This is a genomic window from Pyrinomonas sp. (assembly GCF_040289685.1).
Classification (GTDB): Bacteria; Acidobacteriota; Blastocatellia; order Pyrinomonadales; family Pyrinomonadaceae; genus Pyrinomonas.
On record NZ_PSLQ01000009.1, the window covers coordinates 22,151 to 48,923 of the forward strand.

Genomic DNA, 26,773 nt, shown 5'->3' on the forward strand with positions numbered 1-26,773 from the left:
GGCGAGGTATTTTGTTCATCGTTCTCCCAAAATGTCAACCCCGAACGGTGACAGGCTTGGACGATACGATCTACGAACCTCTCTCTCAAAAGCGTCCACCTCTAAGTCGCGCATCGCGCCTCTTGCGCCAACAAAGGCGGCAGATGAAAGAACGCGTCCCTTTGTCGAGCGTCCGACATTGAAGCTCAACGCCATGCTCCTTCTTGCATCACGCGCTCGCTTCGCGCCAATAAAACCGCGTCACGTCCATTCCCTCAGCGACTATCAAAGCGGCGGCCCTCGCCATCTCGAGCAATGCGGGCGCGTGTGTCGGCCCGAGAACAAAGAGCGCTGTGGAGAGGGCTTCCGCATCGGTCGCGTTCGCCGCCACCACAGTGGTCTGCAACATCCCTTGAACGGGCCAGCCGGTGCGCGGATCCAAGATGTGACAGTAGGTCTTCCCTTCTGCGCGGAAGAACTTCTCGTAGCTCCCCGAAGTCGACACAGCGCCATCGCGCACCGAGATCGTCGAGATCGTGCTCTCATCGAACGGATGGGGCACGCGCACCGTCCAAGCCGTTTTGCCTAAAGGCGCGCCAAGAGCACATATGCTGCTGCGTCCGGCAACGAGCAATGCTGAAGAGACACCATGCTCGCGCCACAGATCAGCCACTTGATCGAGCGCATAACCCTTGCCGATGCCGCCGAGATCGAGTTCGACGGCGGGCGAAGCGAAACCAACGGCGCGCGTCTCCTCATCGAGCAAGAGAAGGTCCCAACCGGCCTGTGCCGCGGCGATCTCTTCAGCCGAGGGCAGGCGCCCTTGTTGCCGGGAAAAGCCCCACGTCTGCATCAAGCGTCCAACCGTGATGTCGAAAGCGCCGTCGGTTAAACGCCCGTATTCACGCGCGCGTCGAAGCAGCGCGAACGTCTCAGGATCAGTGACTACCCAAACGGCACGCGCTTCACGGTTGAGCCGTGCGATCTCGCTCGTCGTCTTTCGATTGCTCAACGTCGCCTCGAGCCGTTCGATTTCGTCGAAAGCGAGTTCGAAAAGATCTCGCGCTTGGCTCGAACTCTCGGCGTAAAGGTAAAGGTCGAAGATCGTGCCCATGCCTGGGCGTGACTCGTGATAAAGTTCGGCAACCATCGTCTCTTTCGCGCTTGGCGCGAGGCAACGCAACGCCGTCGATTGTAGCGCCAGAGGCGACGCGCAAGAAAGGCTTCTCAGTCTGTTTTCGCGCCAGTCGGGCGCAGGGCATCAAGCGGTCCTGCTGCGGAGCCGAACCTCGACAGCATGCTCAGCCGAGGAGCGACCGATTTTGAGTCATTTGTGAACAAATCGGTTTGGCGCGCGCCCACCCGTCTGTTAAAATCCCAGTTCGGGAATGAAGAGAGCGGCCCACCGCGTTAGCGAATAGCAGTTCAGAGAACGGCGGAAGACGTTTCATTCGGGAGAAAGAAAGGAATGGTCCACCGCGTCGGGATCATCGGCGGAGGCAACATCAGCGAAACGCACGTACGCGCGGCCCAAACCGTTGCGGACGTGCAGGTCGCGGCCATTTACGGGCAGGCGCGCGAGCGCGTGCATCGTTTGGCGGAGAGTTGCGGCGCCCGCGCTTACAATGACTTGAACGCTTTTTTCGATCGCGAACAGCTCGACGTGGTGCTCATCGGCAGCCCATCGGGTTTGCACGCAACGCACGGAATCGAAGCGGCGCGCCGCGGCATCCATGTTCTCGTCGAAAAGCCGCTCGACATCAGCACGGCGCGCGCCGATCAACTCATCGCCGAGTGCGAGCGAAACGGCGTTCAACTCGGCGTCTTTTTTCAAGACCGCGCGACGCCGGATTTCTGCCGCCTCAAGGAGATGATCGAACGAGGCGAATTGGGCAGGCTACTGCTCGCGTCGGGTCGCGTCAAGTGGTATCGCCCGCCCGAGTACTACGCACACTCGCGTTGGCGCGGCACTTGGGCGCTGGATGGCGGCGGCGCTTTGATCAACCAAGCGATTCACACGGTCGATCTGCTTTTGTGGTTGGTCGGTCCAGTGGCGCGCGTATATGCGCGCCACGCGACGCTGCTGCATGACATCGAGGTGGAAGACACGTTGGTCGCCACGCTGGAGTTCGCCTCCGGCGCGCTCGGCACGTTGGAAGCGGCGACGTCGGTCTATCCGGGTTATCCGCGCCGCGTCGAGATCACAGGCAGTCAAGGGACGGTGATCATCGAGCAAAGCAGCGTCACCGCTGCGCATCTGCGCGCCGGTTCTCAGAGCTGGGCGGCGAACGAGCTGAGTTCAGGGAGCGCGACGTCGCCGGTGGTTGCTGATGCGAGCGGCCATCGGAGAGTTCTGGAAGACTTCCTGCGCGCGGTGGAGACAGGCGGGCGTCCTTGTTGCGACGGGCGCGAAGGACGCCGCAGCTTGGAATTGGTCGAAGCGCTCTATTTTGCTGCGCGTACCGGTCAGCCGGTTTCGCTCGTCGACAGGAGCGCTCAACACAGTGCGAGCTGAATCGGGTTTGGAAGAGAGAGCGAACTTCATGGTGTACCGCAAACTGGATCTTACGGGCAAGTTGGCCGTCGTCATCGGCGGCACCTCTGGAATCGGCTTAGCGCTCGCTTGCGGGTTGGCCGAAGCCGGAGCGGACGTGATCGCTTCTTCGCGTCGCGTTGAACAGGTCGAGCATGCGGCGCGCGAGATCGAAGCGCGCGGACGCCGAACTTTGCGCGCGACTTCGGATGTCACCGATCGCGCATCGTTGCAAAGGCTCTTGGATGATGCATTGAGCGCCTTCGGTCAAGTGGATATCCTGGTCAACTGCGCCGGACGCACCAAACGCGCGCCCACCATAGATTTTGCGGAAGAGGATTGGAACGCTATCCTCGACACGAACCTGACGGGGACCTTGCGCGCGTGCCAGATCTTCGGGCGTCATATGATCGAACGCCGCTACGGACGGATCATCAACATCGCGTCGCTTTCGACCTTTGTCGCGCTCTACGAAGTGGCCGCCTATTCGGCGAGCAAGGCCGCCGTTGGAAGCCTGACCAAATCGCTGGCTATCGAGTGGGCGCGGTACGGCGTGACGGTGAACGCCATCGCGCCCGGAGTCTTTCGCACGCCGCTCAACGAACACCTGCTCGACAACACGGAGCGCGGGCGCGAATTCCTGCTGCGCACGCCGCTGGGCCGGTTCGGTCACGTCGAGGAGCTGGTTGGCGCAGCGGTGCTGCTCGCCTCGGACAGCGCAAGTTACATCACGGGCGAGATCATCGTCGTCGATGGCGGTTTTCTCGCTTCGGGAGTGAATCACTGAAGCGTGAACACAAGATCCGTTGACGATCGCCTTCGTCTTGCAGCGAGATGAACGGCCACCGACGCGCGCTTGAAGGCGAATTATCTTGAGTGTTCGACGAGATCCGCACGGAGAGCTTCCGATGACGCTTGTGCGCGCCGGGGCGCATACTCGTCAGCCGCCTGTGAGCAACTGAACTCGCCCCAGTGCGCGCGCCCGGCATCTTCTGGCGTGGCGGCTCTTCGTCGCACATTGCGCACAGATGGGTGCATAAAGACGCGCTCGCAGCTGGCATCTTCTGCCGTTGGTGTGGCATCCTTGTCTGCTTGCAAGTCTTTTCGTTATTTTCATTGTTTTTATGGCAAGCTTTTGGCTCAACTTTTTCTGCGCGGCGTTGTTGCTTTTTCAAGGCGCGAGCGGGGCGCAAACATCTCCAGACGCTTCGCGCACGGTGACGCCGCGGCAGGCCGGACAGCTCAACCTTGGCGAATACGGCGTCGTCATCGAACCCGATGCGCGCTTGATCGTCATGATGGCTGCGCTGGAAGCCGCCGGATTCGATCCTGAACCGAACGCGCCGGCACCGTTTCGCGCGACCGTGCGCCGTGACTTAGCTGGACTTGACCCCGACCTGCGCGCGCGCCTTCGACGGTTCTACCAACGGCACGAACTGCCGTCGCCAGCAACGCTCGCCGAACAAGCGGCGCGTTACGTGTCGTTGGCGCTTGTGCTCGGTGGTCCACCGGGCTTCGATTCGCCGGAACGAACCGAAGATCTCCCCGCGGCAGTGCTTGAGATTCTGGATTTCGCGCCGCTGCTACGCGAGTTCTATCAGCGTTCTAACATCGCCGAGAACATGCCGAACTACTTGCGCGCTCATCGCGCAGCGGCGGACCAACTGCGTCCCTCCACGGCGGAGATGGTCCGGTTCATCCTCTCCTACCTTCACACCCGTCCCGTGACCGAAACGGTCGAGCGCGTCCCCGTTTCGCCCCAACCGGGCAAAGAGGGCAAAGAGAAGGATAAAAGGGCTGGGCCAGCCTTCACGCTGCGCGCGCGTCCGCGCCGTTTTCACGTCATCCCAGACCTACTGGCGGCGCCGGGAACGATCAACTTTCGCGTGATCGCCGACGATTACTACGCCATCATTCCGTACAACACCGATCCCGTATCATCGGAATTGCGGCGCGCTTACCTTCAGTTCGTGATCGACCCGTTGGTGGTCCGCTTCAACCGTGACATCGCCGCACGCCGTGATGCACTCAAACAACTCGTCGACGCGCGCCCCAACGCGAACAACGCGCCGGCACCTGATCTGTTCTTCGCCGTCGCCCGTTCATTGGTCGTCGCCGCCGATGCGCGCATGAGCGAGCTGCTCAAACTCGCCGCGCTCCAACAGGAGCTGGGCCAGCGTTACAAACGCGCAGCCACGGTAGCCGAGCAGCAAACCATCCGCGAAGAGGCCGAGCGACGGCGCGCCGCCATTGAAGACGAGACCACAATGCAACTGGCCGAGGCTTACGAACGCGGCGCGGTGCTCGCCTTCTACTTCATGGAGCGCTTGCGCGGCATAGAAACCTCTGGGTTCGACATCGCCAATTTCTTCTCGGACATGATCGCGTCGTTCGATCCGCAACGCGAAGCGCGCCGTCCGGCTGAATACCGTGCCGCGAGCGCGTCGCCGCACGCCGCGCCGAGACGGTGCGCGCCAGCGACGCAGAGACGACAGAAACGGCCCGGCGCGCGACGTTGATCAAGAACCTCGCCGAGATAGATGAGCTTCTTCGCCTGCGCAACTATGTGGCCGCCGAAGCGCGCCTCAAACAGATGTTGAAAGAACATCCTGATGAGCCACGCATCTACTTCGCCTTGGCGCAGGCGGCGAGTTTATCGGCGAAAGACGCTACGGATGAAGAGGTGCTCGCCGAACGGCTCAACCGCGCCCTTGAAAATTACCGCTCAGCAGTGAAGCGCGCTTTGCCGGAAAGGGACGCGGCACTGCTATCGCGCGCGCACACGGCAATGGGACGCATCCTTGCGTTTCTTGAACGCGACGCGGAAGCCCTGCGCGAATTCGAAGCGGCGATCAAGCTGGGTCAAGTCGTCGGCGGAGCTTACCAAGAGGCGCTTGCGGCGCGGGACAACCTTTTAGCCAAGAAGAAGAGCGCGGCGCCCTGACCGATCGCGCTCTTCACCTCGGCCTGCAAAGACAATCCGGTGTTGTGCGCTCCATCGTTCGAGAACGAGCGCGCATGAGTGCGCCAGCGTGCGCTCGTGGTCCGCTTAAAAACTAAAGGATGCGCGCCCCGGACCGAACGACAGGTGGGATCATCTGCGGAGCCAAGCGCTGAGTCCTTAAACGCACTTCCGGCAAAAGGTTCTCCAGCATCGGACCGAAGCCATCGCGAAAAGCATCGCGCGCTTCGGGCGTGACCTTGAGCGTGATCCGCCGCCTGTCGCGCACCACCGTCAACGTCACGTCGCCGTCCGTTCGACGGTTGAGGGCGCGCGCGAGCGCAAACGCGGTCGCAATCTTCTCTCCATCGGCCTCGACGATCACGTCCCCCGCTTTCAAGCCAGCGCGGGCAGCAGGGCTGTTCGCCTCCACCGATGCGACGAGAAGACCGCGCCCCTCGGCAACGCCGAAGTAATCGGCCAACTGCTGAGTCAAGGGCTGCGTCGTGATGCCGATGCGCCGATTCCGGCCCATGTCGGCGATGATCTTCTGCAAGCGTGCGACCTCGTTGGGCACCGTCGTCGAGCGCGAAGCAAGAGTTGCCGTCAACTCTTGTTCTTTGCCATCGCGCAAGATGCGCACGCGGGCCTGATGACCCGCAGGCGATTCTTCGATCAAGCGCGCGAGCTTGCGCGAGTTGGTGATCGGTTCGCTGTCGTAGGCGATGATGATGTCGCCTTCGCGCAAACCGGCTGCCTCGGCCGGACTGTTAGCGAAAACGCGCGTGATCTTCGCCCCTTTTGGCTCCTTCAATCCGTATCGAGCGGCTTCCTCGCGCGAAATATCCTGCGCGACGATGCCGAGGAGATGCTCGCCGAATATCGAGAGGCGAATTTCGGGACCTTGCGCGCTCGCAACCGCAGCCCATAAGAGCGCGCTCAGCATAGCAAACGAGAGATTTCTCATCTCGCAAGCTTCCTCCTTCCATTTGAAGATTCAACGGGCAGACAAGAAAAACCCGTTTATCATCAGTAGTACACGCCGCATGAAGCGGGCGCGTTCCTGAAAAGCATCCGAAAGTTCGATGGCGAAAGCGGCGCGCGGCGTTGACAGCCGAGACACGCGCACGTGCGTTCTCTATGTGCCGCTTGTCTTGCGCCTGCCGTCAAAGCTAAACTCCAAGCTCTGTTCGAAGCGGCGAGCGCGTCCCATTGACGCGCGAGGACCGAGAGGGGATGACAGCAGGAGCAAAATCGAAAGCGAGCGGCGAAGAGCGCAAGCCCAAGATTTTGGACATCGGGTGCGGCACGCACAAAACGCCGGGCGCCATCGGGTTGGACGTCAATCCACGAACAGATGCCGACATCATTCACGATTTGAACGTCTTCCCCTACCCTTTTCCCGACGACGAGTTTGATCTCATCGTCGGCAATCAGGTGATCGAGCACGTCGAGGACGTGCTCGCCGTCATGGCTGAACTCTACCGCATAGCCAAACCTGGCGCGATCATCAAGCTCGACACGCCTCACTACACGGACGTCAGCTCTTTTCGCGACCCGACGCACCGTCATCATCTGACGTGCGAATCCTTCATCTATTTCGCCGAGGAGAAAAGGCCCGAATTCGCCTTCTACAGCGACGTGCGTCTTCGACCGCGACAGATCCGCGTCACGCTGTTGAAGCTCTGGCGCTGGCTCGGCTTCGAGTTACTGGTCAACAGTTGCAATCGCTTCCCTTCGCTCCGCTTCATCCGTCGCTTCTGGGAGGCCTACTTGAGCTTCATCATTCGCGGCAAGACGATCTATTTCGAGTTCGAAGTCCTGAAGGGCGCTGATCCCAAGAAGGCGCGTCGCAGCCCGAACTGACAACCGACTTCAAGCCCTTTCGACAGACGCGAACGAAAGCTTCGCGCAACATCCGATACCCTCCAGATGCCAACTTGACCCGACGGCGGACCCCGATCAAGCGTCGGACACTTTGAGGTAAGGCGTGAGCGTGTCCCACAAGAGCGCCTGCGCCACTGATCCGCGCGCCGCGCGCATGCCGATAGCATAAGTGCGGTAGGGCACCTTCTTGGTGTGAATGGCGAAAGATCTTTGATCGGCGAATTGGTGATGATGATCGCGCTGTTAGCCGCCACTGTGCAGCCCTCGCGAGCTTCGAGGCGAAGGCCGCGCGCCATCGCTTTCGACGCTCTCAATCCGCCCGCCGGACTCATCGGCCACATCATCGCCGAGATCCTCGGCGTCGATCCGAAGAGCGAGATGGATGACGGCGTGCTGCGCATGAGGCCCCTCATCGAAACGGGCAAGCCTCTGCACGACGCGGCCCAAAAGATGGAAAAAGCACGCGAAGCCAGCAGCTCACCCTAACACGGACCTTCGTCTGACGAGGCGCCCTTGAGGGAAACGGGCCGAAAAACAGGCGAGCCTGCTCCAACAAAGAGGCAGGCTCGCGTATCGTGGGAGGGGAAACAGCGCCTCAGTCAATATAACGGTTCGCCTTGATCAAGGCATCGGCGATCGAGCGACGCGCGGCGACCGCATTGATCGGCGTGTGCTTGGTGAAACGTCGCAAGGCTGCGAGCAACGTGCGAAGCTCATCGCCTTCGCTTACGGCGGCGAGCGCCGTCTTGGCGCTCTTTTCGACGCGCTCGATCGCGTCGTGGCAGAAGACGCGCGTCATCTCGATGTAGCGCGCGGCAGCCTCTTCGCCGCTGTGCGCGGCGATTTTGCGCGCGCGCAGGATCGCCGATTCCATCGCGTAGGCGTCCATGATCTGATCGGCGATGCTCATCAATACCTCTTGCTCATCTTCGAGCGCTTGCATGAACTTCTGCGCCGCCGTGCCGAGCGTCATCAGGGCGACCTTCTTCGCGTTCTCGGCGAGCTTCCGTTCAGCGGCGAGCAAACCCTCTTCTTCGTCGAAAGAAGGCGCGGATGGTTGCAGCACTTCATCCATCAAACGTTGCGCTGCCGGAAGGAGCGCGAGCCGACCTTGCATCGCACGCTTGATCAACATGCCGGGGATGAGCATGCGATTGATCTCGTTGGTCCCTTCGAAGATGCGATTGATGCGCGAATCGCGGTAGGCTCTTTCCGCCGGATAGTCAGCCGAATAGCCGTACCCGCCGTAGATCTGGACCATCTCATCGGCGACGTAGTCGCAGTATTCCGAAAGCATGACCTTGATGATCGAGCACTCGGTGGCGTACTCTTCGATGGCGCGCAACTTCGCTTCGCCATCTTTGGCGGAAGCCCTGACCGCTTCTTCGATCAAGCCGACCGTGCGATAGACGGTCGCTTCTCCGACCCACGTGCGAATCGCCATCTCCGCGATCTTCGCTTTGATCGCGCCGAAGCTCGAAATGGGCTGCCCGAATTGATGCCGTTCGTTGGCGTATCGGACCGCTTCATGCAACATCAACTTCATGCCGCCCAAGCACGAAGCGCCGAGTTTGAAACGCCCGATGTTCAAGATATTGAAGGCGATCTTGTGCCCTTTGCCCACTTCGCCGAGCAGATTCTCCACCGGCGTCTTGACGTCCGAAAGGATGAGCGCCGTCGTCGAAGAGCCTTTAATCCCCATCTTGTGCTCTTCAGCGCCGTTTGTCAGCCCGGGTCCGCGCTCGACGATGAAGCCGCTGAATTTATCTCCATCCACCTTGGCGAAGACGACGAAGACGTCGGCGAAGCCGCCGTTGCTGATCCACATCTTTTCGCCGTTCAAGATGTAATGGCGCCCATCAGCGCTCAGGCGCGCCGTGGCCTTTGCTGCGAGCGCATCCGAACCCGATCCGGCTTCGGTGAGCGCATAAGCGGCGACGAGTTCGCCGGTCACCAACCGCGGCAGATATTTGCGTTTGGCCTCTTCGGTGCCGAAATAGAGGATCGGCAGCATGCCGATCCCCGTCTGCGCGCCGAAGGTGACGGCGAACGAAGCCGACCGCCCGACGTTCTCGGAGATCAACGTGCCGCTCGTTTGGTCCAGTCCGAGTCCGCCGTATTCTTCCGGCACGTTGGCGCCGAGCAGACCGAGTTCACCGGCCTTGCGCAAAAGCGTGCGCGCCAGATGCCAATCGTGTTTTTCTAGCTGCGGAATGGCCGGACGCACCTCCGTGTCAACGAACTGGCGCGTCGTCTCGGCGATCATCCGTTGCTCTTCGGTGAAATCTTCCGGCGTCAAAACCTCTTCCGGGTGCCGCTCCTCAATCAAGAAGCTTCCGCCGATCACCAACTCTTTCAGATCAACTGTGGCTGCCATACGCTCGCTCCTTTCAGAGTAATTCAGTTCTCGATCTTTTTCGCCCCACCGATCGGGGCGATGCCCGATATTCACGTGGTCGTTCTGCTCAATCCTCTCGAAAACGGAGTCTCGCTCCGCGTTCAGCGCAAGCACACAACCGGACGGCCTGCCCTACTCGATCCTTTCGAAAATCCCCGCGGCACCCATGCCGCCACCAACGCACATCGTCACCATCGCGTAGCGCCCGTTGCGCCGTTCGAGTTCGCGTAAGACCGTCGCCGTCAGCTTCGCTCCGGTGCAACCCAACGGATGGCCGAGCGCGATGGCGCCGCCGTTGACGTTGACCTTTTCGGGATCGAGTTCGAGCATTTTGATGACGGCCAGACTCTGCGCGGCGAAAGCCTCGTTCAACTCGATCAGGTCGATCTGGTCCAGCGTCAACCCGGCCAGCTTCAGGACCTTCGGTACGGCGAAGACCGGACCGATGCCCATCTCTTCGGGCGGGCAACCGGCGACCGCATAAGCGACGAAACGCGCCAAGGGGCGCGCGCCGATCTGCTCGGCTTTTTCCGCTGACATGACGACCACGGCCGCTGCACCGTCGGACATCTGCGACGAATTGCCCGCCGTGATCGTGCCGTTTGCGTGAAAGGCCGGCTTCAATTTCGCCAAAGCTTCTAAATTCGTATCGCGCCTTACGCCCTCGTCGGCGTCGAAGATGATTTCGCGCCGCTGTTTCTTCCCGCGTTCATCCAGCTCTTCGAGCGTGACGTTGAGCGGCACGATCTCGTCTTTGAACTTGCCTTCGTCTTGCGCGCGCGCGGCCCTTTGGTGCGAGCCGAGCGCGAAACGGTCTTGATCCTCGCGCCCGATCTCGTACTTGCGCGCGACGTTTTCCGTCGCCAGTCCCATGTTCAAGTAGAAGTCAGGGTAGTGCTCGACCAAGTAGGGATTGGGTCGAATCGTGTGACCGCCCATCGGGATCATGGACATCGTTTCCAGCCCGCCCGCAACGATGCACTCGGCCTGTCCCGTTCTGATCCGGTCGGCGGCGATGGCGATCGCTTGAAGCCCCGACGAGCAGAAACGATTGATCGTCATCGCGCTCGTTTCCACAGGGAGTCCAGCGCGAATCGCCGCCACGCGCGCGACGTTCATCCCCTGTTCAGCTTCCGGCATCGCGCACCCCATGATCACATCCTCGACGTCCGAGGCTTGAAGGTTGGGCACGCGCGCGATGCTCTCGCGGATGACCACGGCGCCCATCTCATCGGGCCGCGTGTGCCTGAGCGTTCCCTTGGGAGCTCTGCCGACGGCTGTGCGCACAGCCGAAACGATCACCGCTTCTTTCATAAGTGTGCCTCCGAGTAAAACCTTGAGCTATTGCCCAAACCGTCCTCTTTGACGATCTCATGCCAGCTCGAACTCATCTCGGTCTAGGCCCAACTGCTTGACGATGGCGCACACCGTTCCGAGTTCCAAAGCTCCACTTTCCCATCTCGGCACAAAGCTGATCCGACCTCTCTTTAGAGCTTGGCGAGAGCGGGCACGTGATCGCATAACCTCCTTCCGATTGCGGCTCCAGCACTAGCGGCAGCGTGTAGAATAGCGCTTGCATCGTTCGCCCCTCGGCAACCATGATGCGTTTCACGCCTTCCGCATCCGTTGAAGTGTTCGGTCAATTGCGCAAAGGCTTTCCGGTCTTCAAAGTATGCGCCATGCGCTCCAGCGTTTTGCGTTCGCCGCACAAGCTCAAGAACGCCTCGCGTTCAAGGTCGAGCAAGTATTGCTCGGATACTCGCGTCGCGTGGTTCAAATCGCCGCCCGTCAAGATGCGCGCCAGTTTCTCGCCGATCAGAGCATCGTGGTCAGAGATGTAGCCCCCGCGCCGCATCATGTGGATGCCGACTTTGAGCGTCGCCAGCGCCGACTGGCCCAGCGCGAGGATGTCCGTGCGCGGCTGCGGCGGCACGTAGCCTGTTTGTGCGAGCGCGAGCACCTCCTGTTTGGCGTCGGCGATGAGCCGGTCAGGATTCATCGAGATCGCGTCGGAGGGCTTGAGAAAATTCATCTGGCGCGCCTCTTCAGCCGAAGTCGCCACTCTGGCGAGCGCGATGGTTTCAAACGCCCGTTTGACGAACGGGAAGGGATCAGCATCCTCCACGCCCTTCGGGATCGCCTCGAGCGCGCGGATGAGCATCTCTTTGGTTCCGCCGCCCGCCGGGATGAGCCCGACGCCGACCTCGACCAAACCGAGGTAGGTCTCCGCCGCGGCACGCACGCGGTCGGCATGAAGCGTCACTTCGCATCCGCCACCCAGCGCCATCTGATGCGGCGCGACGACGACCGGCTTCGGCGAATAACGTAGCCGCATGTTGGTCTGCTGAAAAGCGCGCACCATCAGATCGATCTCTTCCCAGTTGCCCTCCTGCGCTTCTAAAAGCAGCAGCATCAGGTTCGCGCCGACCGAAAAGTTTTGCCCCTGATTGCCGATGACGAGACCGACGAAGTTCCGCTCCGCTTCGTCGAGCGCGTGACGAATCATTTGCACCGTGTCGCCGCCGATCGCATTCATCTTCGAGTGGAACTCGACGCAGGCGACGCCATCGCCGAGATCGATCAAAGAGGCGCCAGCGTTCTTCTTGATGACGCGGTTCTGGTCCTTGAGCGATCTCAGTATGATGACGCCGGGCTGCTTCGGCACGGGCTTGTAACCGAGCGCGGCGAAATCGAAATAGAAATCTTCGCCCTTCTCGGTCTTGTAGAAACTGCGCGCGCCCGCATCAAGCATGCGCTCGACGTTTTGAGGAACGGTCAATCCTTCTTCGCGCATGCGCGCGACCGATTTTTCGAGTCCGATCGCATCCCATGTCTCGAAGATGCCCAACTCCCAGTTGAAGCCCCAACGCATCGCGCGATCCACCTCGACGACGGTGTCGGCGATCTCCGGGATGCGATTGGCCGCGTAGCGCAGCGTGCGCGACAGGGTCTTCCAGAGGAATTGTGCGGCGCGCTCCTTGCCCCAGACGAGCGTCCGAATGCGTTCGCGCACATCCTCGATGTTCTTCGCCATCTCGAGCGAGGGGAAACGAGCTTTCTGCGACGGGCGATATTCGAGCGACGCGAGATCAAGCGCCCAAATCTCATCCCTGTCGCCTTCGCCCTTCTGTTTGCGGTAGAAGCCGGCCCCCGCCTTGTTGCCGAGAAGCTTGCGCGCCATCATCTCGCGCAGGAATTGCGGCACTTGAAAGACCTCACGCTCTTCATCTTCCGGCACCGCTCGATAGAGATTATCCGCGACGTAAACGAGAACGTCGACGCCGACCAGATCGAAGAGGCGAAAAGTCCCCGTCTTGGGACGACCGACGGCTGGGCCCGTCAACGCATCAACTTCTTCGATCGAGTAACCGTCTTCGAGCATCGTCCGGATGGTCACCATCGCACCATAGGTTCCGATGCGGTTGGCGATGAAGTTCGGACGGTCTTTGGCGACGACGACGCCTTTGCCCAATCGCTGGTCCAAAAACCCATGAATCGCGCAGGCGACCTCCGGTTTGGTCCACTCGGTGCGAATCAGCTCGACAAGGTGCAGGTAGCGCGGCGGATTGAAGAAGTGCGTCCCCAAAAAATGGGCGCGGAAATCATCCGAAAAGCCATCAGCCAGCGCGCGAATCGGGATGCCGCTCGTGTTCGTGGCGACGACCGAGCCGGGCCGGCGAAAACGCTCGACGCGCTCATAAAGCGCCCTTTTGATCTCGAGGTTTTCGACCACCGCCTCGATGATCAAGTCGCACTCCTTGATCTTCGGCAGATCGTCTTCGAAGTTGCCGACGGTGACGAGCGCGGCGAGATCGGGCGTGAAAAAGGCCGCCGGTTTCGCCTTGAGCGCCATTTCCAACCCGCGTCGCGCAATGCGGTTGCGCACTTCGGGCGAACCCAAAGTCAACCCTCTGGCCTCTTCTTCAGGAGTCAATTCCTGCGGCGCGATGTCGAGAAGCAGAACGGGGATGCGCGCGTTCGCTAGATGCGCGGCTAACTGCGCCCCCATGTTGCCAGCGCCCAAAACGGCAGCGCGTTCGATGCGGAGCATGAGACCAACCTCGCAGACGTGATGTTCGACCACCGCGCCATATGATACTGAATGAATGCTCATTCAGCAACTTCCGCGTGACGAGCAGAAATCGGGGCCGCGATGATTTCGGCGGCGAAAGGCGCGCTCGGGCGATCAGCAGGACGACGAAAGACGAAACCTCCGGTTCTCTTCGCGCCCACAGTGTGGTAAAACTAGCCGAGATCCACGAAGATTTCGGCGCGCAGCGAAGGCGTTTTGAGCAAGCCGCAACTGGCGCGCGCGAACGATTTCAAGGAGCGACCGGAATGTTTCAAAGTTTGATCGCGACCTATTCGACTTGGGCGACCATCCCGTTGCGCATCGCGCTCGGCGCGGTCTTCATCGCTCACGGCGCGCAGAAAGTCTTTGGCCTCTGGGGCGGTCCGGGACTGACCAAGTGGCTCGCCACTCCGCCGCCGTTCGCTTTCATGCGTCCGGCTTGGTTCTGGATGGGATCGGCAGCCCTTTTTGAGCTTCTCGGTGGGGCGCTCGTGCTTCTCGGGCTACTGACGCGCGTCGGCGCAGCGATGATCGCCATCGTCATGCTGGTTGCGGTCCTCGGCGTCCACTGGCCCGGTGGCTTCTTCCTGCAAAATCGCGGATACGAGTACGCCTTTTCGCTCCTATGCGCTTCGCTCGCATTGCTGATCGCGGGCGGTGGGAAGCTCTCCGTGGACGAATCGTTGATGCGCGGACGCGGGCGTCGCCGCTAGCCGCAGACCTCGACTGAATCCGTCAGGAAGAAACTTCGTGAAGCGCCACGTTATGAAACGTTCTCCTTTGCTGATCATTTTCATCACCGTCTTCATCGATCTGATCGGCTTTGGAATCGTCATTCCCGTGTTGCCCATCTATGCGGCGAGTCCGCGCTTTCATGCCAGCCCCATTGCCATCGGCCTGCTCTTCGCCTCTTATTCGCTGATGCAGCTCATCTTCTCGCCCATCTTGGGGAGGCTATCGGACCATTATGGACGAAAGCCGGTGCTCTTTTTCAGCCTCATCGGGACGGGCTTCGCTTTTCTCATCCTTGGAAGCGCCACTGCGCTGTGGATGCTTTTCGTCGGGCGGATTCTCGATGGCATCACGGGCGGCAACATCTCCACGGCGCAAGCCTACATCGCCGATGTGACCACGCCGGAAGAACGCGCCAAGGGCATGGGGCTGATCGGCGCGGCCTTCGGTCTCGGCTTCATTTTCGGGCCGGCGATCGGCGGAGTGTTAAGCCGTTGGGGAACGAGCGTTCCCTTCCTCTTCGCCGCAGCGCTTGCTTTCGCCAACGCCGCGCTCCTCTATTTTCTCCTCCCCGAAACGGTTGGCCGCAAAACGACGCCTCAACGGGCGGCGCGCGGCGGTTGGCGCCAGTTAACCGAATACCTACGCCGCCCGTCGCTGGCCCTAGCGCTCGCCACCTATTTCCTCTTCATCACGTCATTCTCGATCCTGACGACGACGTTTGCGCTCTACACGATGTACCGCTTCGGCTTCGATGCGCAACACAACGGATACCTATTTGCTTTCACTGGCGCGCTCGGCGTGATCGTGCAGGGCGCATTGCTCGGCCGAGCGGTCAAAGCCGTGGGTGAACCGGCACTGGTCATCATCGGCGAAGCGCTCTTTGCGGCAAGCATGTTCTTCATCCCGTTGGTCGGGCCGCAGCACGGTGGGCTGGAGGCGCTGCTGCTCGTCCTCAGCGTGCAAGCCATCGGCAACGCGCTGGTGATGCCGACGCTCAACAGCTTGACGTCCAAGGCGGCGCGCGCCGATGAACAAGGAGCGGTGCTCGGCGTCGCGCAATCCGTGGCGAGCTTGGCGCGCGTTGTCGGCCCCATCATCGGGTCGTGGCTCCTCTATAGCGCGACCGCTCCGCAGCAGATGGATGATCACAGCTTGCGTTTGACCTATTGGGGTGGTGCAGTGATCACCACCTTCGGCCTATTGCTCGCGCTGCGGTTGTCGCGCATCTTCGCCGTCGAGAAAGAGCGGGCAGAAGCGCTGACAACAAATTGGTGAATTCCCTTTCGCGTGACGCACGATCATGGCGACCAAGGCGGTTGCATCACGAACCGGTTCCCGCCCGAGCGAAAAATCGCTCCGCGAATACGCGCGGCATCGGCGACGGCCTCATCTTCAGCCTGCCGCTGCTCTACACGACGGAAGTTTTGGGAGGCTTCTTCCGACAGAACCCGCGCCCCGGAAAACTGACTGGCCGCGTGCTCGGCTACGGACAACCTTGAAGGCGAAGCGCAGAGGGCTTCGCGCGCATCGCTTCTCTTCGCCGCCTTTCCGAAAAATTCGGAACCGCGGCGGACCGTCTTTACTCCCTTCTTCGTCTGCTTCGATGGTCAACACGACAGCGCCATCGCCGAAAAGCGGGAGCGGGCGAAAGCGGCGCTTACATGTCGCCTTCGCCCACCGCTCAAGAAATCACGAAGCGCGACGCCGATTGCGGCGACGGCGAATCACGGCCGCTACGCTTGCCAGTCCCGTCCCGAGAAGAAACATCGTCGCTGGTTCGGGCACTGAACTGGTTTGCAGCGTCAACGACGTCTGTCCGAGACGCACGGCACCCGGTCCGGTCTGGACGATGGAGAGCACCGCCCGGCCATCGGCGAACACAGCGAAATCGGCGAACGTGAAAGAGAACGCCACTGGCCCGGCGGCACCGTTTGCGCCAGCGCACGGCGCGCCAGCGACGCACTGCGCGATCCGCACGCCATCGAGGTAAAGATCCACCGGCGCCGTCGTGTTGAATGTGGAGTTACCGAAAAAACCCTGAATAGTCGCTCCGGTCACAACCTGTCCGGTAGGCACCGTGTAGTTGTAGGTCCAGATCGTCGTTTCCGGTCGCGGGAAAGTGGCCGTCGGAGGGACGAAAGAACCGTTGTATTCGGCAGAGAGCAAAATGATCGAATCTGCTTTCGCTTCGCTGAAAGCAAACAAAGCGAGCAGCAAGACGAAACCCAAACGTGAGAACATTCAACCCTCCTTTCGAAATTCAGTCTTGTCTGACGAGTCCGATCCCGCCCTCGCTCGAAAGGGTAACCGAGAGCCTCTTCCGAAACGGACGGGAGGCGAAACGTCGGTCGCATGATCTCCTCCCGATGAGACTTTCCTGTTAACGCGATCGGAAGATTCCCTGAACTTTCCTCACGCACAGCGACGAGGCGAAGGGTCGTGCCGGCGATGTGTTCCCCGAGGCTTCGTTTACAACCGACTGCTTCTCAGGCACGCCAGCGAGCGCCCCGAACTGGTCCAGCTTCGCACTTTTAACCGAACGTTTACCCCGGCTTCACTCTCCGATAACCGCGCCCTTGTACAAGGGGACGCACACCAAAAAGCGTTCGACGCTGCGTCGAACGCGCGCGTTTCCGCTTGATCACCGAAGTTTAAGGAGGCTTTAGATGAACAGATTGAATCGGCGCAATTTCCTGCGAAGCACAGCGGTGGCCAGCGGCGCTCTTCTGGCGATCGAAGGGTTTCGAGCGCGCGGCATGTTGGACCGCTTCGGCATCGGACGCGCTATTGCGCGCGCAGCCAACGGCAGCTACGGGCCGCTCGTGCCGAAACCATCGAACAACACGGGCGAAACGTTGCTCGCCCTTCCCGAAGGATTTCGGTACAACGTCTTCGGGCGCGTCGGCACACCCATGGCGGATGGACGCCTGACGCCAGGACTTCATGATGGCATGGCCGCGTTTTCGGTCAACGGCATGATCCATCTGGTCCGCAATCACGAACAGACCGGCGGCAGCCCGACTAGCCAAGCCATCGGTAATCGTCCCTACGACCCGCGCGCTGCGGGCGGAACGACGACGCTGGTCGTCGATCCCATAACGCGCTCGCTCGTCTATGATTTCGTCAGCTTGAGCGGGACGGTGCGCAACTGCGCTGGGGGGCCGACCCCGTGGGGCACATGGATAAGCTGCGAAGAGACCATCGTCGGGCCGAGTCAGACCAACGCCTTCACGCAAAAGCACGGCTACGCCTTTGAAGTCTCGGCGGCATCGTACGCCGAGGTCAGCCCCATCCCGTTGAAAGCAATGGGACGCTTCTCGCATGAAGCGTTGGCGGTCGATCCGGCGACGGGCATCGTTTACGAGACGGAGGATGCTAATCCAGCGGGATTCTATCGTTTCGTTCCAAACCGTCCGGGCGGTCCAGGGCGTCCGGCAGAGCTTGCCGCTGGCGGAACGCTGCAGATGTTAGCGATCAAAAATAGTCCGCGCTACGACACGCGCACGGGCCAAACGATGGGACGACAATTGCAAACCGTTTGGGTCGATATCTCCGACCCGGATCCGAACCTTGAAGCCGGAGCTACGTCGGTCTTCAATCAAGGTCTCGCGCGCGGCGGCTGCATCTTCGCGCGCCTCGAAGGTTGTTGGTACGGCGACGGCAGCATCTTTTTCGTTTCGACGAGCGGTGGCAATATCGGCAAGGGGCAAATTTGGCAGTACACGCCAGCAGGCGCAGACGAAGGAGTGCTCGCTCTTCTTTACGAATCGACCGATGCCGCTGTGCTCGAATCGCCCGATAACATCTGCATCAGCCCGCGCGGCGGCATCGTCCTTTGCGAAGACGGCAACGGCACCGATTACGTTCGCGGACTAACACGACAAGGCGAAGTCTTTGACTTCGCTTACCGCCTCAACTCAACGGTTGAAGCCGCGGGCGCAACCTTCAGCCCTGACGGTAAAACGCTCTTCTTCAACTACCAAGGCACAGGAGAAACTTTCGCCGTCTGGCCGCGCGACGGCTATTCTTGGGAAGACGGGGCGCTTTAAAGTTTCCGCGAAAGCGCGACGAGCCGAAGATCGAGAGGGGACGAGTCCTTCTCGATCTCTCTTTTTCGCCCTCGAGTCTTTTTAGACCGAAGCTGAACGAAGGAGGTGACGAGGCTCTCGATCCTTCTTTTTCGCTTTTGAGACGCCCTTTGCGCAAACATGTTCGAGAAACACAAGCGCGGCGCCGGACTTTTTTCGGCTGACTCAGCGGAAAAAAGCGTGATCGCTTTGCAACTGTTACGAAAACAAGAAACTTTATCCTCTGCGCTTCGACGGCCGATCTAGACGTTGGCCCTTGCGACAGCATCGCGCGCACGGACGATTCTTTGGCATCGCTTGCCAATGCGACGCTCCAGTGGCGACGGCCGCGTGTGGGGACGATCCAACGCGCGCTTCGTGGATGATGCTGTCTTCCTCGCAACAGCTGCGCGTGCCGGGAGGATCCTTTTTGATCAACAGCGCGCTGCCTTTCGAAAGCTAGAAGAGGAGGTGTCGTCCGATCAGTCCCGAAGGTGCTATACTTGAAGGTGCGCTTCTAATGAAGCAGAGCGAATACGCAAGGGCGACCGAATTGCAGTCGACCGGACCGGATCAAAGCGCAAAACTTTTGGACGACACAGCGACGAACCTCGTTTCTTCCACCGCACGTGCGGCAACGCCCAAAGACGCCGCCGCGGTCGTCCTCGTGCGCGAGCGCGACGGACGAGCCGAGGTCTTTTGGGCGCGCCGAAACGCGCGACTCGCCTTTCTCGGCGGCTTCTACGCTTTTCCGGGCGGACAGCGAGAAGCAACCGACATAGAAGCGCCGGTAGCACATGCGACCACACCAGAGATGGCCGGCATGATCGCGTGCGCGGCGCGGGAACTCTTCGAGGAGCTCGGCCTGCTTGTCGCGCGCAACAGCGAACGACTGACGCGCGGTCAACTCGCTTCGCTCTTCGATGAGCTTCGCAGCGGGCGCATGTCATTTCCGCAACTGCTCAGACACTTCGGACTTTACTTGGATGCGCGCGATTTCCTCTTCGTCGGACGATGGGTCACGCCGCCGTTCAGTCCGCGACGTTTCGACACATGGTTCTTTCTCGTTCGCTGCCCGCGCAAACAACAGCCGCGCATCATCAACCCCGACGGCGAACTGGTCTTCGGCGAATGGATCGCAGCCGAAGAAGCGGTCGCCAGATGGCGCCGGAGCGAAGCGTTGCTTGCGCCGCCCACGTTGCACGCGCTCAAAACGCTGGCCGAAGGCATCACGGATGATCTGGTCGAAAGGTTTCTGAGCGTGCCTTACGCGCACGGCGAATCAGTACGCGCCATAGAGTTCATCCCGAACATCATCTGCTTCCCGCTGCGCACACCAACTAAACCGCCCGCGACGCACACGAACTGTTACATCGTCGGCCAACGCGAGCTAATCATCATCGATCCAGCCTCCCCTGAAGAAGAGGAACAACGCGCGCTGCACCGCGCCTTGGACGAGATGCTTTCGGCGCGCGGCGCAAGAGCACGCGAGATCATCCTGACGCATCATCATCCGGACCACATCGGCGGCGTTGAAGCGTTGAGGGAACATCTCGGCGGCAGCGTACCGGTTGCGGCGCATCGGTTGACGGCCGATGAGTTGCGCGGCAAGATCGTGATCGAACGCTTCATCGAGGACGAGGAACGGATCGAGCTGGATGGCGAGCCGAAGATCGTGTTGCGCGCGCTGCACACGCCCGGCCATGCGCGCGGCCACCTCTGCTTTTACGACGAGCGTTCGGGAGCCTTGCTGAGCGGGGATCAGATCGTCGGCGTCGGCACCGTGCTCATCGATCCAGATGAAGGAGATATGCGCGACTATTTGCGTTCGCTCGAACGGCTGATCCAGTTGCCGCGGTTAACGGCTCTTCTGAGTTCGCATGGACCGGCAGTGGCTGACGCGCGCGCGCGGATCGCGGAATACATCGCGCACCGGCTCGAACGCGAACGTCAAGTTCTCGATGCTGTGCGCGCCGGCGCGAAGACGCCCGCAGAGATCGTCGCTCGCGTCTACACCGACATCCCACCAGCAGCGCACGATCTAGCCCAGCGTTCGGCGCTCGCCCACCTGCGCAAGCTGGAAGAAGAGGGTCTCGTCGCGCAGTGCGCCGAAGCGGAGTTCATCGCTCTTTAATGTCGTGTTCAGGAGAAGGCGAATGGCGACATCGAATCAAACGAACGCGTCGAGAGCAAGCGTGCCGTTCGATCTGCTGCGCGCGATCGATGAGAGCTTGGCCGAAGGAGTTTATGCCGTCGATCGCCACGGGAACCTGATCTTCCTCAATCGCGCCGCGCAGCGCACACTTGGATGGACGGAAAAGGAGCTGTTCGGCAAGAACATGCACGAGGTGATCCACTACAAGCGCCCCGATGGCACACCCTTTCCGGTGGACGAATGCCCGTTGCTCGAAGTCTTGCAGACGGGCGAAGCTCGTTCGAGCGACGAAGATCACTTCGTGCGCCGTGACGGCAAGACTTTTCCCGTCGCTTACACCTCTTCGCCGATCATCGCCAACGGTGAGATCGTTGGCGCTGTGGTCGCCTTTCGCGACGTGACGGAAACGAAGCGAATCGAGCGCGAATTGCGCGAGCAGAAAGAGACGCTCGAAGTCATCAGTCGCGTCGGGCAAGTTTTGGTCTCTGATCTAGACCTGCCGAGAATCATCCAAAACGTGACCAGCGCAGCGGCTGAAGCCATCGGCGCAAGAAGCGCCATCTTCACCTACGAATTCACCGACGAGCGCGGCGCGCCGCAAAGTTTTCGCGCGACCGTTGGGATTCCGCCCGAAGATGTGCAGCAGATCACGGTCTTTCGCGCGGCAGATCTATTCGGACAGAACGAGACCAAGATCGAGCGCCTTGCCGATGCACGTCGAAGCCCGCTTTTTAAAGATTCGACCGCCGGTCGTTTGCTCGAAAGTTCGCGCATCGTCAGCTTGATGCTCGTCCCCGTCAGCTCCCGCACTGGCGAGGTCAACGGCGTGCTCGTTCTGGGTCACCCGCAAGCGAATCGCTTCACCGAGCGCGATGAACGCGTCGCCGCCGGATTGGCCGCGCAAGCAGCCATCGCCATTGACAACGCGCGCCTCTTCGCCTTGGCCGAACGCGCGCGTGCGCGCGCAGAAGCTTCCGAGCGTGCATGGCAGTTTCTAGCCGAAGCGACGGCGTTGCTGGCAAGCTCGCTCGATTATGAAAAGATGCTGGCCAACCTTGCGAGGCTGAGCGTCCCGTCTTTGGCCGATTGGTGCGTCATAGATTTACTGCAAGATGGTCGCCTTCAGCGCTTGGCCGTCGAGCACATGGACCGCACCAAAGTCGAGCTGGTGCACGAACTCGAACGACGCTGCCCAACCGATTTGAGCGAAGAGGAAGGCATAGCGAAAGCGCTGCGCACCAAGAGCGCTGTCATCTACCAAACGATCACCGACGATCTCTTGCAGAAGCTGGCCCGTGATCAAGAGCAGCTGCGGATCTTGCGTCGCCTCGGATTGCGCTCGGTGATGATCCTGCCGCTCGTTGCGCGCGGGCGCGTTCTCGGCGCGATCAGCTTCGCGACGGCGGAATCCAACCGCTATTACACGCAAGATGATCTGCGCGTCGCCGAGCACTTGGCCCGCCGGGCGGCGATCGCGCTCGACAACGCGCTGCTCTATAGCGCGACGCAGGAAGCGAATCGGCTCAAGGAAGAATCTTTGCGTGCCCTGCGCGCAAGCGAAGCGCGGTTGCGGTCGCTGTTCGAATCGGACATCATCGGCATCATCTTCGCTGATCTACGCGGCAACATCCTCGATGCCAACGATGCATTCTTGCAAATGGTCGGGCGCACGCGCCAAGAAATCGAAGAGGGGCGCCTGACTTGGCGTGAGTTGACGCCGCCGGAATACTTGCCCTTGGATGAGGAGAAGATCGCCGAGGCGCGCGCCACTGGTCGCAGCAAACCTTGGGAGAAAGAGTACCTTCGTCGGGATGGAAGCCGCCTGCCTGTGCTCATCGGTTTCACGCTGATCGAGGGGTCGCCGGATCAAGCCGTCGCTTTCGTGCTCGACATCTCGGAACGCAAGCGCGCGGAAGAGAAGCTCGCACGACTCTACCGCGAGCGCGAGATGCTGCTCGAAGAGGTTTCAACGCCCGTCGTCCCCGTGTGGCAAGGCGTGTTGGTGATGCCGCTCATCGGCCCGCTCGACAACGCGCGGATGAAGAAGGCGATCGAAACGGCGCTCAACGAGGTGGCGCGCACGGGCGCGCGCGCGTTGATCGTAGACATCACGGGCGCGCGCATCGCTGATTCGCAAGCCGTGGCCAATCTTTACTCGCTTGTCTCCGCCATCGAACTGCTCGGCGCAGAAGCAGTGGTGGCGGGTGTCGGAGCGCAAGCGGCACGCTCGCTCGTCGGGCTGCGCCTCGATCTGGAGGGTCTGCGTACGCAAAGGACTTTGGCCGAAGCGCTCGCTTCGCTCATCAAAAAAGGGGATTACGCGCTTAGTTTTTCGTGAAAGAGGGAGACATGGCATTACCGAAGACTCTGGGCGAACTCAAACGCAGCGGTTACCGCTCGCGTTCGGTCAAAGACGAACTGCGAGCCAACCTCGTGCGCAAATTGCGCGCGGGCGAGAAGATCTTTCCCGGCATCATCGGCTACGACGAAACGGTGATCCCGCAAATCGTCAACGCGATCTTGGCCAAACACAACATCATCCTTTTGGGATTGCGCGGGCAAGCTAAAAGTCGCATCATCCGCCAGCTCGTCGAGCTGCTCGATGAACGCATCCCGATCATCGAAGGATCCGAAATCAATGACGACCCGCTTCGCCCCATCAGCGCTCATGGACGTCGCTTGGTCGAAGCGCTAGGCGACGACGCCCCGATCGCATGGATCGAGCGCGATGCGCGGTTCGTTGAAAAACTCGCCACGCCCGATGTCACCATCGCCGACATCATCGGCGATGTCGATCCGATCAAAGCGGCCAAGGGCGGGCATGTTCTAAGCGACGAGATGACGATCCACTACGGCCTGCTGCCGCGCGCCAACCGCGGTATTTTCGCCATCAACGAGTTGCCCGATTTGGCAGGCAAGATACAGGTCGGATTGTTCAACATCATGCAGGAAGGCGACGTGCAGATCAAAGGCTATCCGGTTCGCTTGCCGCTCGATGTGATGCTCGTCTTCAGCGCCAACCCGGAGGACTATACGGCGCGCGGCAAGATCATCACGCCGCTCAAAGATCGCATCGGCGCTGAGATCATGACCCACTACCCGAAAGAGCTGCAACAGGCCATCGAGATCACGCGCCAAGAAGCGTGGACCGCACGCGAAGGGATCGAAGGACGGATCGTCATTCCCGATTTCATCCGCGAAACGGTCGAACAGATCGCTTTCGAAGCGCGCGACGACCAACGCATCGATAAGCGCTCCGGCGTCTCGCAGCGGATGCCGATCACCGTTATGGAATCGGTCGTCTCCAATGCCGAGCGGCGCGCGCTTCTCACTGGCGAACGGGAAGTCGCTGCGCGCATCGCCGACATCTATGCGGCCATCCCATCGATGACAGGCAAGATGGAACTCGAATACGAAGGCGAGCAGATCGGCGCCGTGAAGATCGCCAAAGATTTGATCAAACGAGCTGCGGGCGAGATCTTCGAGGGTTACTTCGTCGGCATAGATTTCGCCAAAACCGTGCAGTGGTTCGATCAAGGAAACACCTTGCGCTTGAGCGACACGGCCTCTGCCGAAGAATGCCTGCTGTTGCTCGAAGACGTACCGGAACTGATCGATACGGCTCTTATCCCGTTCGATCTCAAACGCGACGACACGGCGTTGGCCGTCGCCGCATGCGAATTCGCGCTCGAAGGGCTTTACGCGCAGAACAAGATCTCGCGCAACGAAGAGGGCGGCTACGCGGCAGCAACCAAAGCCCGCAAGGATCGTCGCGGCATGATCTACGAAGACCTGACGGGCACCGGGCGTTACAGCTAACGCCGTCGCGACCTGAGCGAAAGGCGCCGATCCTGAGCCCTTCGAAGCGCGTCGGGTTCAAAAGATCGCCTCGAAAAGTCGAGGGGAGAAAGCAAGATGAAGTTCATTCGGTACTCCAAGTTCAGAGGTTTCGATGTCTCGGGCATTAATCTGGGCGACCTGATGGACGCGCTGCAGGATCAGCTTCTCCATTCGGGCTACGACGATGATCACTACTGGTCCAGAAAGCCGCACCAGCTCGACCGCTCGCTCGACGCGCTCCGCCGAGCGCTGCTTCAAGCTTTGATCGAGATGGGCCAGCTCTCGCCGCAGGACATCGAACAGATGCTTGCTGAAAACGATGGTCGGTTCCGCGGTTCGCAGCTCGAAGAGCTGCTCAATCAATTGATCGAAAGGCTCGTCGAGGAAGGATACCTGACGCTTCGCGAAGAAGCCTCGGCGCCGAATCAGCAAGCGCGTCCGAGAGATCAAAGGGGCCGCTTCGAGGAACCGCTCCCGCGCAACATCAAGTTCGAGGTGACCGAGAAGGGGCTGGATTTTCTCGGCTACAAGACCCTGCAGAAGTTGCTCGGCAGTTTGGGCCGTTCATCCATTGGACGGCACGACACGGAACACCTTGCAACCGGCGTGGAAGCGGCACAGCGTTCCAAGCCGTATGAATTCGGCGATACGATCAACTTGGATGTCAACGCGACGCTTCTTTCAGCGATCAAGCGTCAAGGGCTGACGGTTCCGCTCGATCTCGAATACGGAGACCTTTACGTTCATCAGTGCGACTACCAGTCCTCGTGCGCCACCGTCGTCATGCTCGATTGCTCCCATTCGATGATCCTTTACGGCGAAGATCGTTTCACGCCGGCAAAAAAGGTCGCGCTCGCGCTTGCGCATCTGATCCGCACACAGTACCCGGGCGATTCGCTGAAGGTCGTCCTCTTTCACGATTCCGCCGAGGAACTGCCGCTTGCCAAGCTCGCGACGACGCAGGTCGGTCCCCATCACACAAACACGGCGGAAGGTTTGCGCCTTGCGCGTCGGCTGCTTCTCGCGCAACGCAAAGAGATGCGGCAAATCATCATGATCACAGACGGAAAACCGACCGCGTGCTACGTCGAGACCGCAAACCTTACACCGGCACGGCGCGAACGCGATGCCTCTTCCGGGCGCAGGCTCTACAAAAACTCTATGGGCTTCGATCCCGTCGTGATGGCCGAAACCTTCAAGCAGGTGCAGATCTGCCGCAAAGCCGGCATCATGATCAACACTTTCATGCTGGCGAGCGATTATTACTTGGTCGAGTTCGTCAAACAGATGACGGCGATGACCAACGGCAAGGCTTATTTTGCGACGCCCGGCAACCTCTCGCAGTTCGTCCTGATAGACTTCTTGAAACGCAAGAGAAGCCGCGTTAAGTAACCGCGCGGGCCAAAAACGCAAGTCGCGCCAAGGCGAACGAAACGCAACTCATAAGGATGCCATCATCAACTTGCCGCCTTTTCAAGAAAAGTTTGAAGAAAGGTTTGACGGCGGCATCCTTCTCTAGTTGCGTTTTGACGACCTCAACGATCGGCAACTTTTGTTCGTTCGGCGGCTTCTGTCAAGTAGTGATCCACGGCTACATCAAGCGCGCCTCCCAAGCCGGACCCCGTCACCAATCCGGCTTCGATGATCGGTTCGACCAATCTCCCGGCCAAAGCGCGCTGCACAGCCATCTGCAACGGCTCGCGGATGAACTGCCAACCCAGAACGATGCGCCCTGAAACGACCACGCGATCCATGCCCAGACCGCTGATGACGTTAGCAATGCCGATGCCGAGATATTCACCTGTCTGCCGAAGCGCCGCTTGTGCGCGCAGCTCCCCAGCCTCAGCACGGCGCACGAGTTCGGCGTAGCGGATGGGCGGTGCGCCGCTCGTTGGGGCGCGATCGCCAAGATAGAGCATGACGGCGCTGGTAGCAGAAGCGTAGCGTTCCCAACAACCGCGATTGCCGCAGACGCAAAGTTTGCCGCCAGCGACGATGGTCATATGCCCAAACTCGCCAGCAAGATTCCCACTCGCCCCCGCCCCGCGATAGATCTCGCCATCGCGCACCACGCCGATGCCAATGCCCGTTCCGGCGCGCACGAGGATGAAATCTCGCCAGATCCTCGCCCGATCATCAGATTGCGGCGGCGCGGAGACCCCCGGC

The 26,773-nt window shown here is 60.5% G+C and carries 21 protein-coding genes; 14 read left to right on the top strand and 7 right to left on the bottom strand.

What is annotated here, in order from left to right; translation table 11 throughout:
• Positions 1–208: 208 nt before the first annotated feature.
• Positions 209–1,129: an FAD:protein FMN transferase gene (locus tag C4334_RS03710; protein ID WP_352430736.1), complete on the bottom strand. Its 921-nt coding sequence runs from the start codon at positions 1,127–1,129 to the stop codon at positions 209–211.
• A gap of 318 nt (positions 1,130–1,447) precedes the next feature.
• Here C4334_RS03710 and C4334_RS03715 point away from each other — a divergent pair, with 318 nt between their 5' ends.
• From C4334_RS03715 to C4334_RS03730, 4 genes are all read left to right on the top strand, one after another.
• Complete coding sequence (locus C4334_RS03715) at positions 1,448–2,494, top strand: Gfo/Idh/MocA family protein (RefSeq protein ID WP_352430737.1); 1,047 nt, start codon at positions 1,448–1,450, stop codon at positions 2,492–2,494.
• A 28-nt stretch (positions 2,495–2,522) separates the two neighbouring features.
• Positions 2,523–3,299: an SDR family NAD(P)-dependent oxidoreductase gene (locus tag C4334_RS03720; protein WP_352430738.1), complete on the top strand. Its 777-nt coding sequence runs from the start codon at positions 2,523–2,525 to the stop codon at positions 3,297–3,299.
• A 337-nt stretch (positions 3,300–3,636) separates the two neighbouring features.
• On the top strand, positions 3,637–5,031 hold the full coding sequence (locus C4334_RS03725; protein WP_352430739.1) for a hypothetical protein: 1,395 nt from the start codon (positions 3,637–3,639) through the stop codon (positions 5,029–5,031).
• Positions 5,028–5,456: a hypothetical protein gene (locus C4334_RS03730; RefSeq protein ID WP_352430740.1), complete on the top strand. Its 429-nt coding sequence runs from the start codon at positions 5,028–5,030 to the stop codon at positions 5,454–5,456. The genes C4334_RS03725 and C4334_RS03730 overlap by 4 nt, the downstream gene beginning before the upstream one ends.
• Positions 5,457–5,568: 112 nt before the next feature.
• Here C4334_RS03730 and C4334_RS03735 read toward each other — a convergent pair whose 3' ends face one another.
• The gene (locus tag C4334_RS03735) at positions 5,569–6,420 is read right to left on the bottom strand and encodes a PDZ domain-containing protein (protein WP_352430741.1); all 852 of its coding nucleotides are present in this window, start codon (positions 6,418–6,420) and stop codon (positions 5,569–5,571) included.
• Positions 6,421–6,689: 269 nt separating this feature from the next.
• On the opposite strand from C4334_RS03735, the gene C4334_RS03740 reads away from it, so the two are divergent.
• Entirely contained in the window at positions 6,690–7,319 is a 630-nt protein-coding gene (locus C4334_RS03740) for a class I SAM-dependent methyltransferase (protein ID WP_352430742.1), read from the top strand.
• Positions 7,320–7,532: 213 nt separating this feature from the next.
• Positions 7,533–7,826: a hypothetical protein gene (locus C4334_RS03745; RefSeq protein ID WP_352430743.1), complete on the top strand. Its 294-nt coding sequence runs from the start codon at positions 7,533–7,535 to the stop codon at positions 7,824–7,826.
• Between the two features lie 109 nt (positions 7,827–7,935).
• Here the strand turns inward: C4334_RS03745 and C4334_RS03750 are convergent, their stop codons facing one another.
• The 3 genes from C4334_RS03750 to C4334_RS03760 all read right to left on the bottom strand — a co-directional run bounded on the left by C4334_RS03750 (position 7,936) and on the right by C4334_RS03760 (position 13,789).
• Positions 7,936–9,717, bottom strand: coding sequence for an acyl-CoA dehydrogenase FadE (locus C4334_RS03750; RefSeq protein ID WP_352430744.1), 1,782 nt, complete (start codon positions 9,715–9,717; stop codon positions 7,936–7,938).
• A 153-nt stretch (positions 9,718–9,870) separates the two neighbouring features.
• A complete protein-coding gene (locus tag C4334_RS03755; protein WP_352430745.1) occupies positions 9,871–11,052 on the bottom strand; it encodes a thiolase family protein in 1,182 nt (393 codons plus the stop codon).
• A gap of 325 nt (positions 11,053–11,377) precedes the next feature.
• Positions 11,378–13,789: a 3-hydroxyacyl-CoA dehydrogenase/enoyl-CoA hydratase family protein gene (locus C4334_RS03760; protein ID WP_352430777.1), complete on the bottom strand. Its 2,412-nt coding sequence runs from the start codon at positions 13,787–13,789 to the stop codon at positions 11,378–11,380.
• 287 nt (positions 13,790–14,076) lie between these two features.
• Between C4334_RS03760 and C4334_RS03765 the strand changes: the two genes are divergently transcribed.
• From C4334_RS03765 to C4334_RS03775, 3 genes are read left to right on the top strand one after another with little or no spacing between them, the layout of a single operon-like run.
• On the top strand, positions 14,077–14,523 hold the full coding sequence (locus C4334_RS03765) for a DoxX family protein (RefSeq protein ID WP_352430746.1): 447 nt from the start codon (positions 14,077–14,079) through the stop codon (positions 14,521–14,523).
• A gap of 52 nt (positions 14,524–14,575) precedes the next feature.
• On the top strand, positions 14,576–15,820 hold the full coding sequence (locus C4334_RS03770) for an MFS transporter (RefSeq protein WP_352430747.1): 1,245 nt from the start codon (positions 14,576–14,578) through the stop codon (positions 15,818–15,820).
• A gap of 41 nt (positions 15,821–15,861) precedes the next feature.
• A complete protein-coding gene (locus tag C4334_RS03775; RefSeq protein ID WP_352430748.1) occupies positions 15,862–16,044 on the top strand; it encodes a hypothetical protein in 183 nt (60 codons plus the stop codon).
• 190 nt (positions 16,045–16,234) lie between these two features.
• On the opposite strand, the gene C4334_RS03780 is transcribed toward C4334_RS03775, so the two are convergent.
• Entirely contained in the window at positions 16,235–16,786 is a 552-nt protein-coding gene (locus C4334_RS03780) for a PEP-CTERM sorting domain-containing protein (RefSeq protein ID WP_352430749.1), read from the bottom strand.
• Between the two features lie 425 nt (positions 16,787–17,211).
• Between C4334_RS03780 and C4334_RS03785 the strand changes: the two genes are divergently transcribed.
• From C4334_RS03785 to C4334_RS03805, 5 genes are all read left to right on the top strand, one after another.
• Entirely contained in the window at positions 17,212–18,594 is a 1,383-nt protein-coding gene (locus C4334_RS03785; protein WP_352430750.1) for an alkaline phosphatase PhoX, read from the top strand.
• 538 nt (positions 18,595–19,132) lie between these two features.
• Complete coding sequence (locus tag C4334_RS03790; RefSeq protein ID WP_352430751.1) at positions 19,133–20,746, top strand: MBL fold metallo-hydrolase; 1,614 nt, start codon at positions 19,133–19,135, stop codon at positions 20,744–20,746.
• A gap of 61 nt (positions 20,747–20,807) precedes the next feature.
• Positions 20,808–23,105, top strand: a complete 2,298-nt coding sequence (locus tag C4334_RS03795) for a PAS domain S-box protein (RefSeq protein WP_352430752.1) — start codon at positions 20,808–20,810, stop codon at positions 23,103–23,105.
• A gap of 11 nt (positions 23,106–23,116) precedes the next feature.
• Positions 23,117–24,586 (top strand): magnesium chelatase ATPase subunit I, encoded by a 1,470-nt coding sequence (locus tag C4334_RS03800; RefSeq protein WP_352430753.1) that lies wholly within the window; start codon positions 23,117–23,119, stop codon positions 24,584–24,586.
• Between the two features lie 96 nt (positions 24,587–24,682).
• On the top strand, positions 24,683–25,999 hold the full coding sequence (locus tag C4334_RS03805) for a vWA domain-containing protein (RefSeq protein WP_352430754.1): 1,317 nt from the start codon (positions 24,683–24,685) through the stop codon (positions 25,997–25,999).
• 143 nt (positions 26,000–26,142) lie between these two features.
• Here the strand turns inward: C4334_RS03805 and C4334_RS03810 are convergent.
• The coding region (locus C4334_RS03810) for an ROK family protein (protein ID WP_352430755.1) at positions 26,143–26,773 on the bottom strand (631 nt) is incomplete at its 5' end.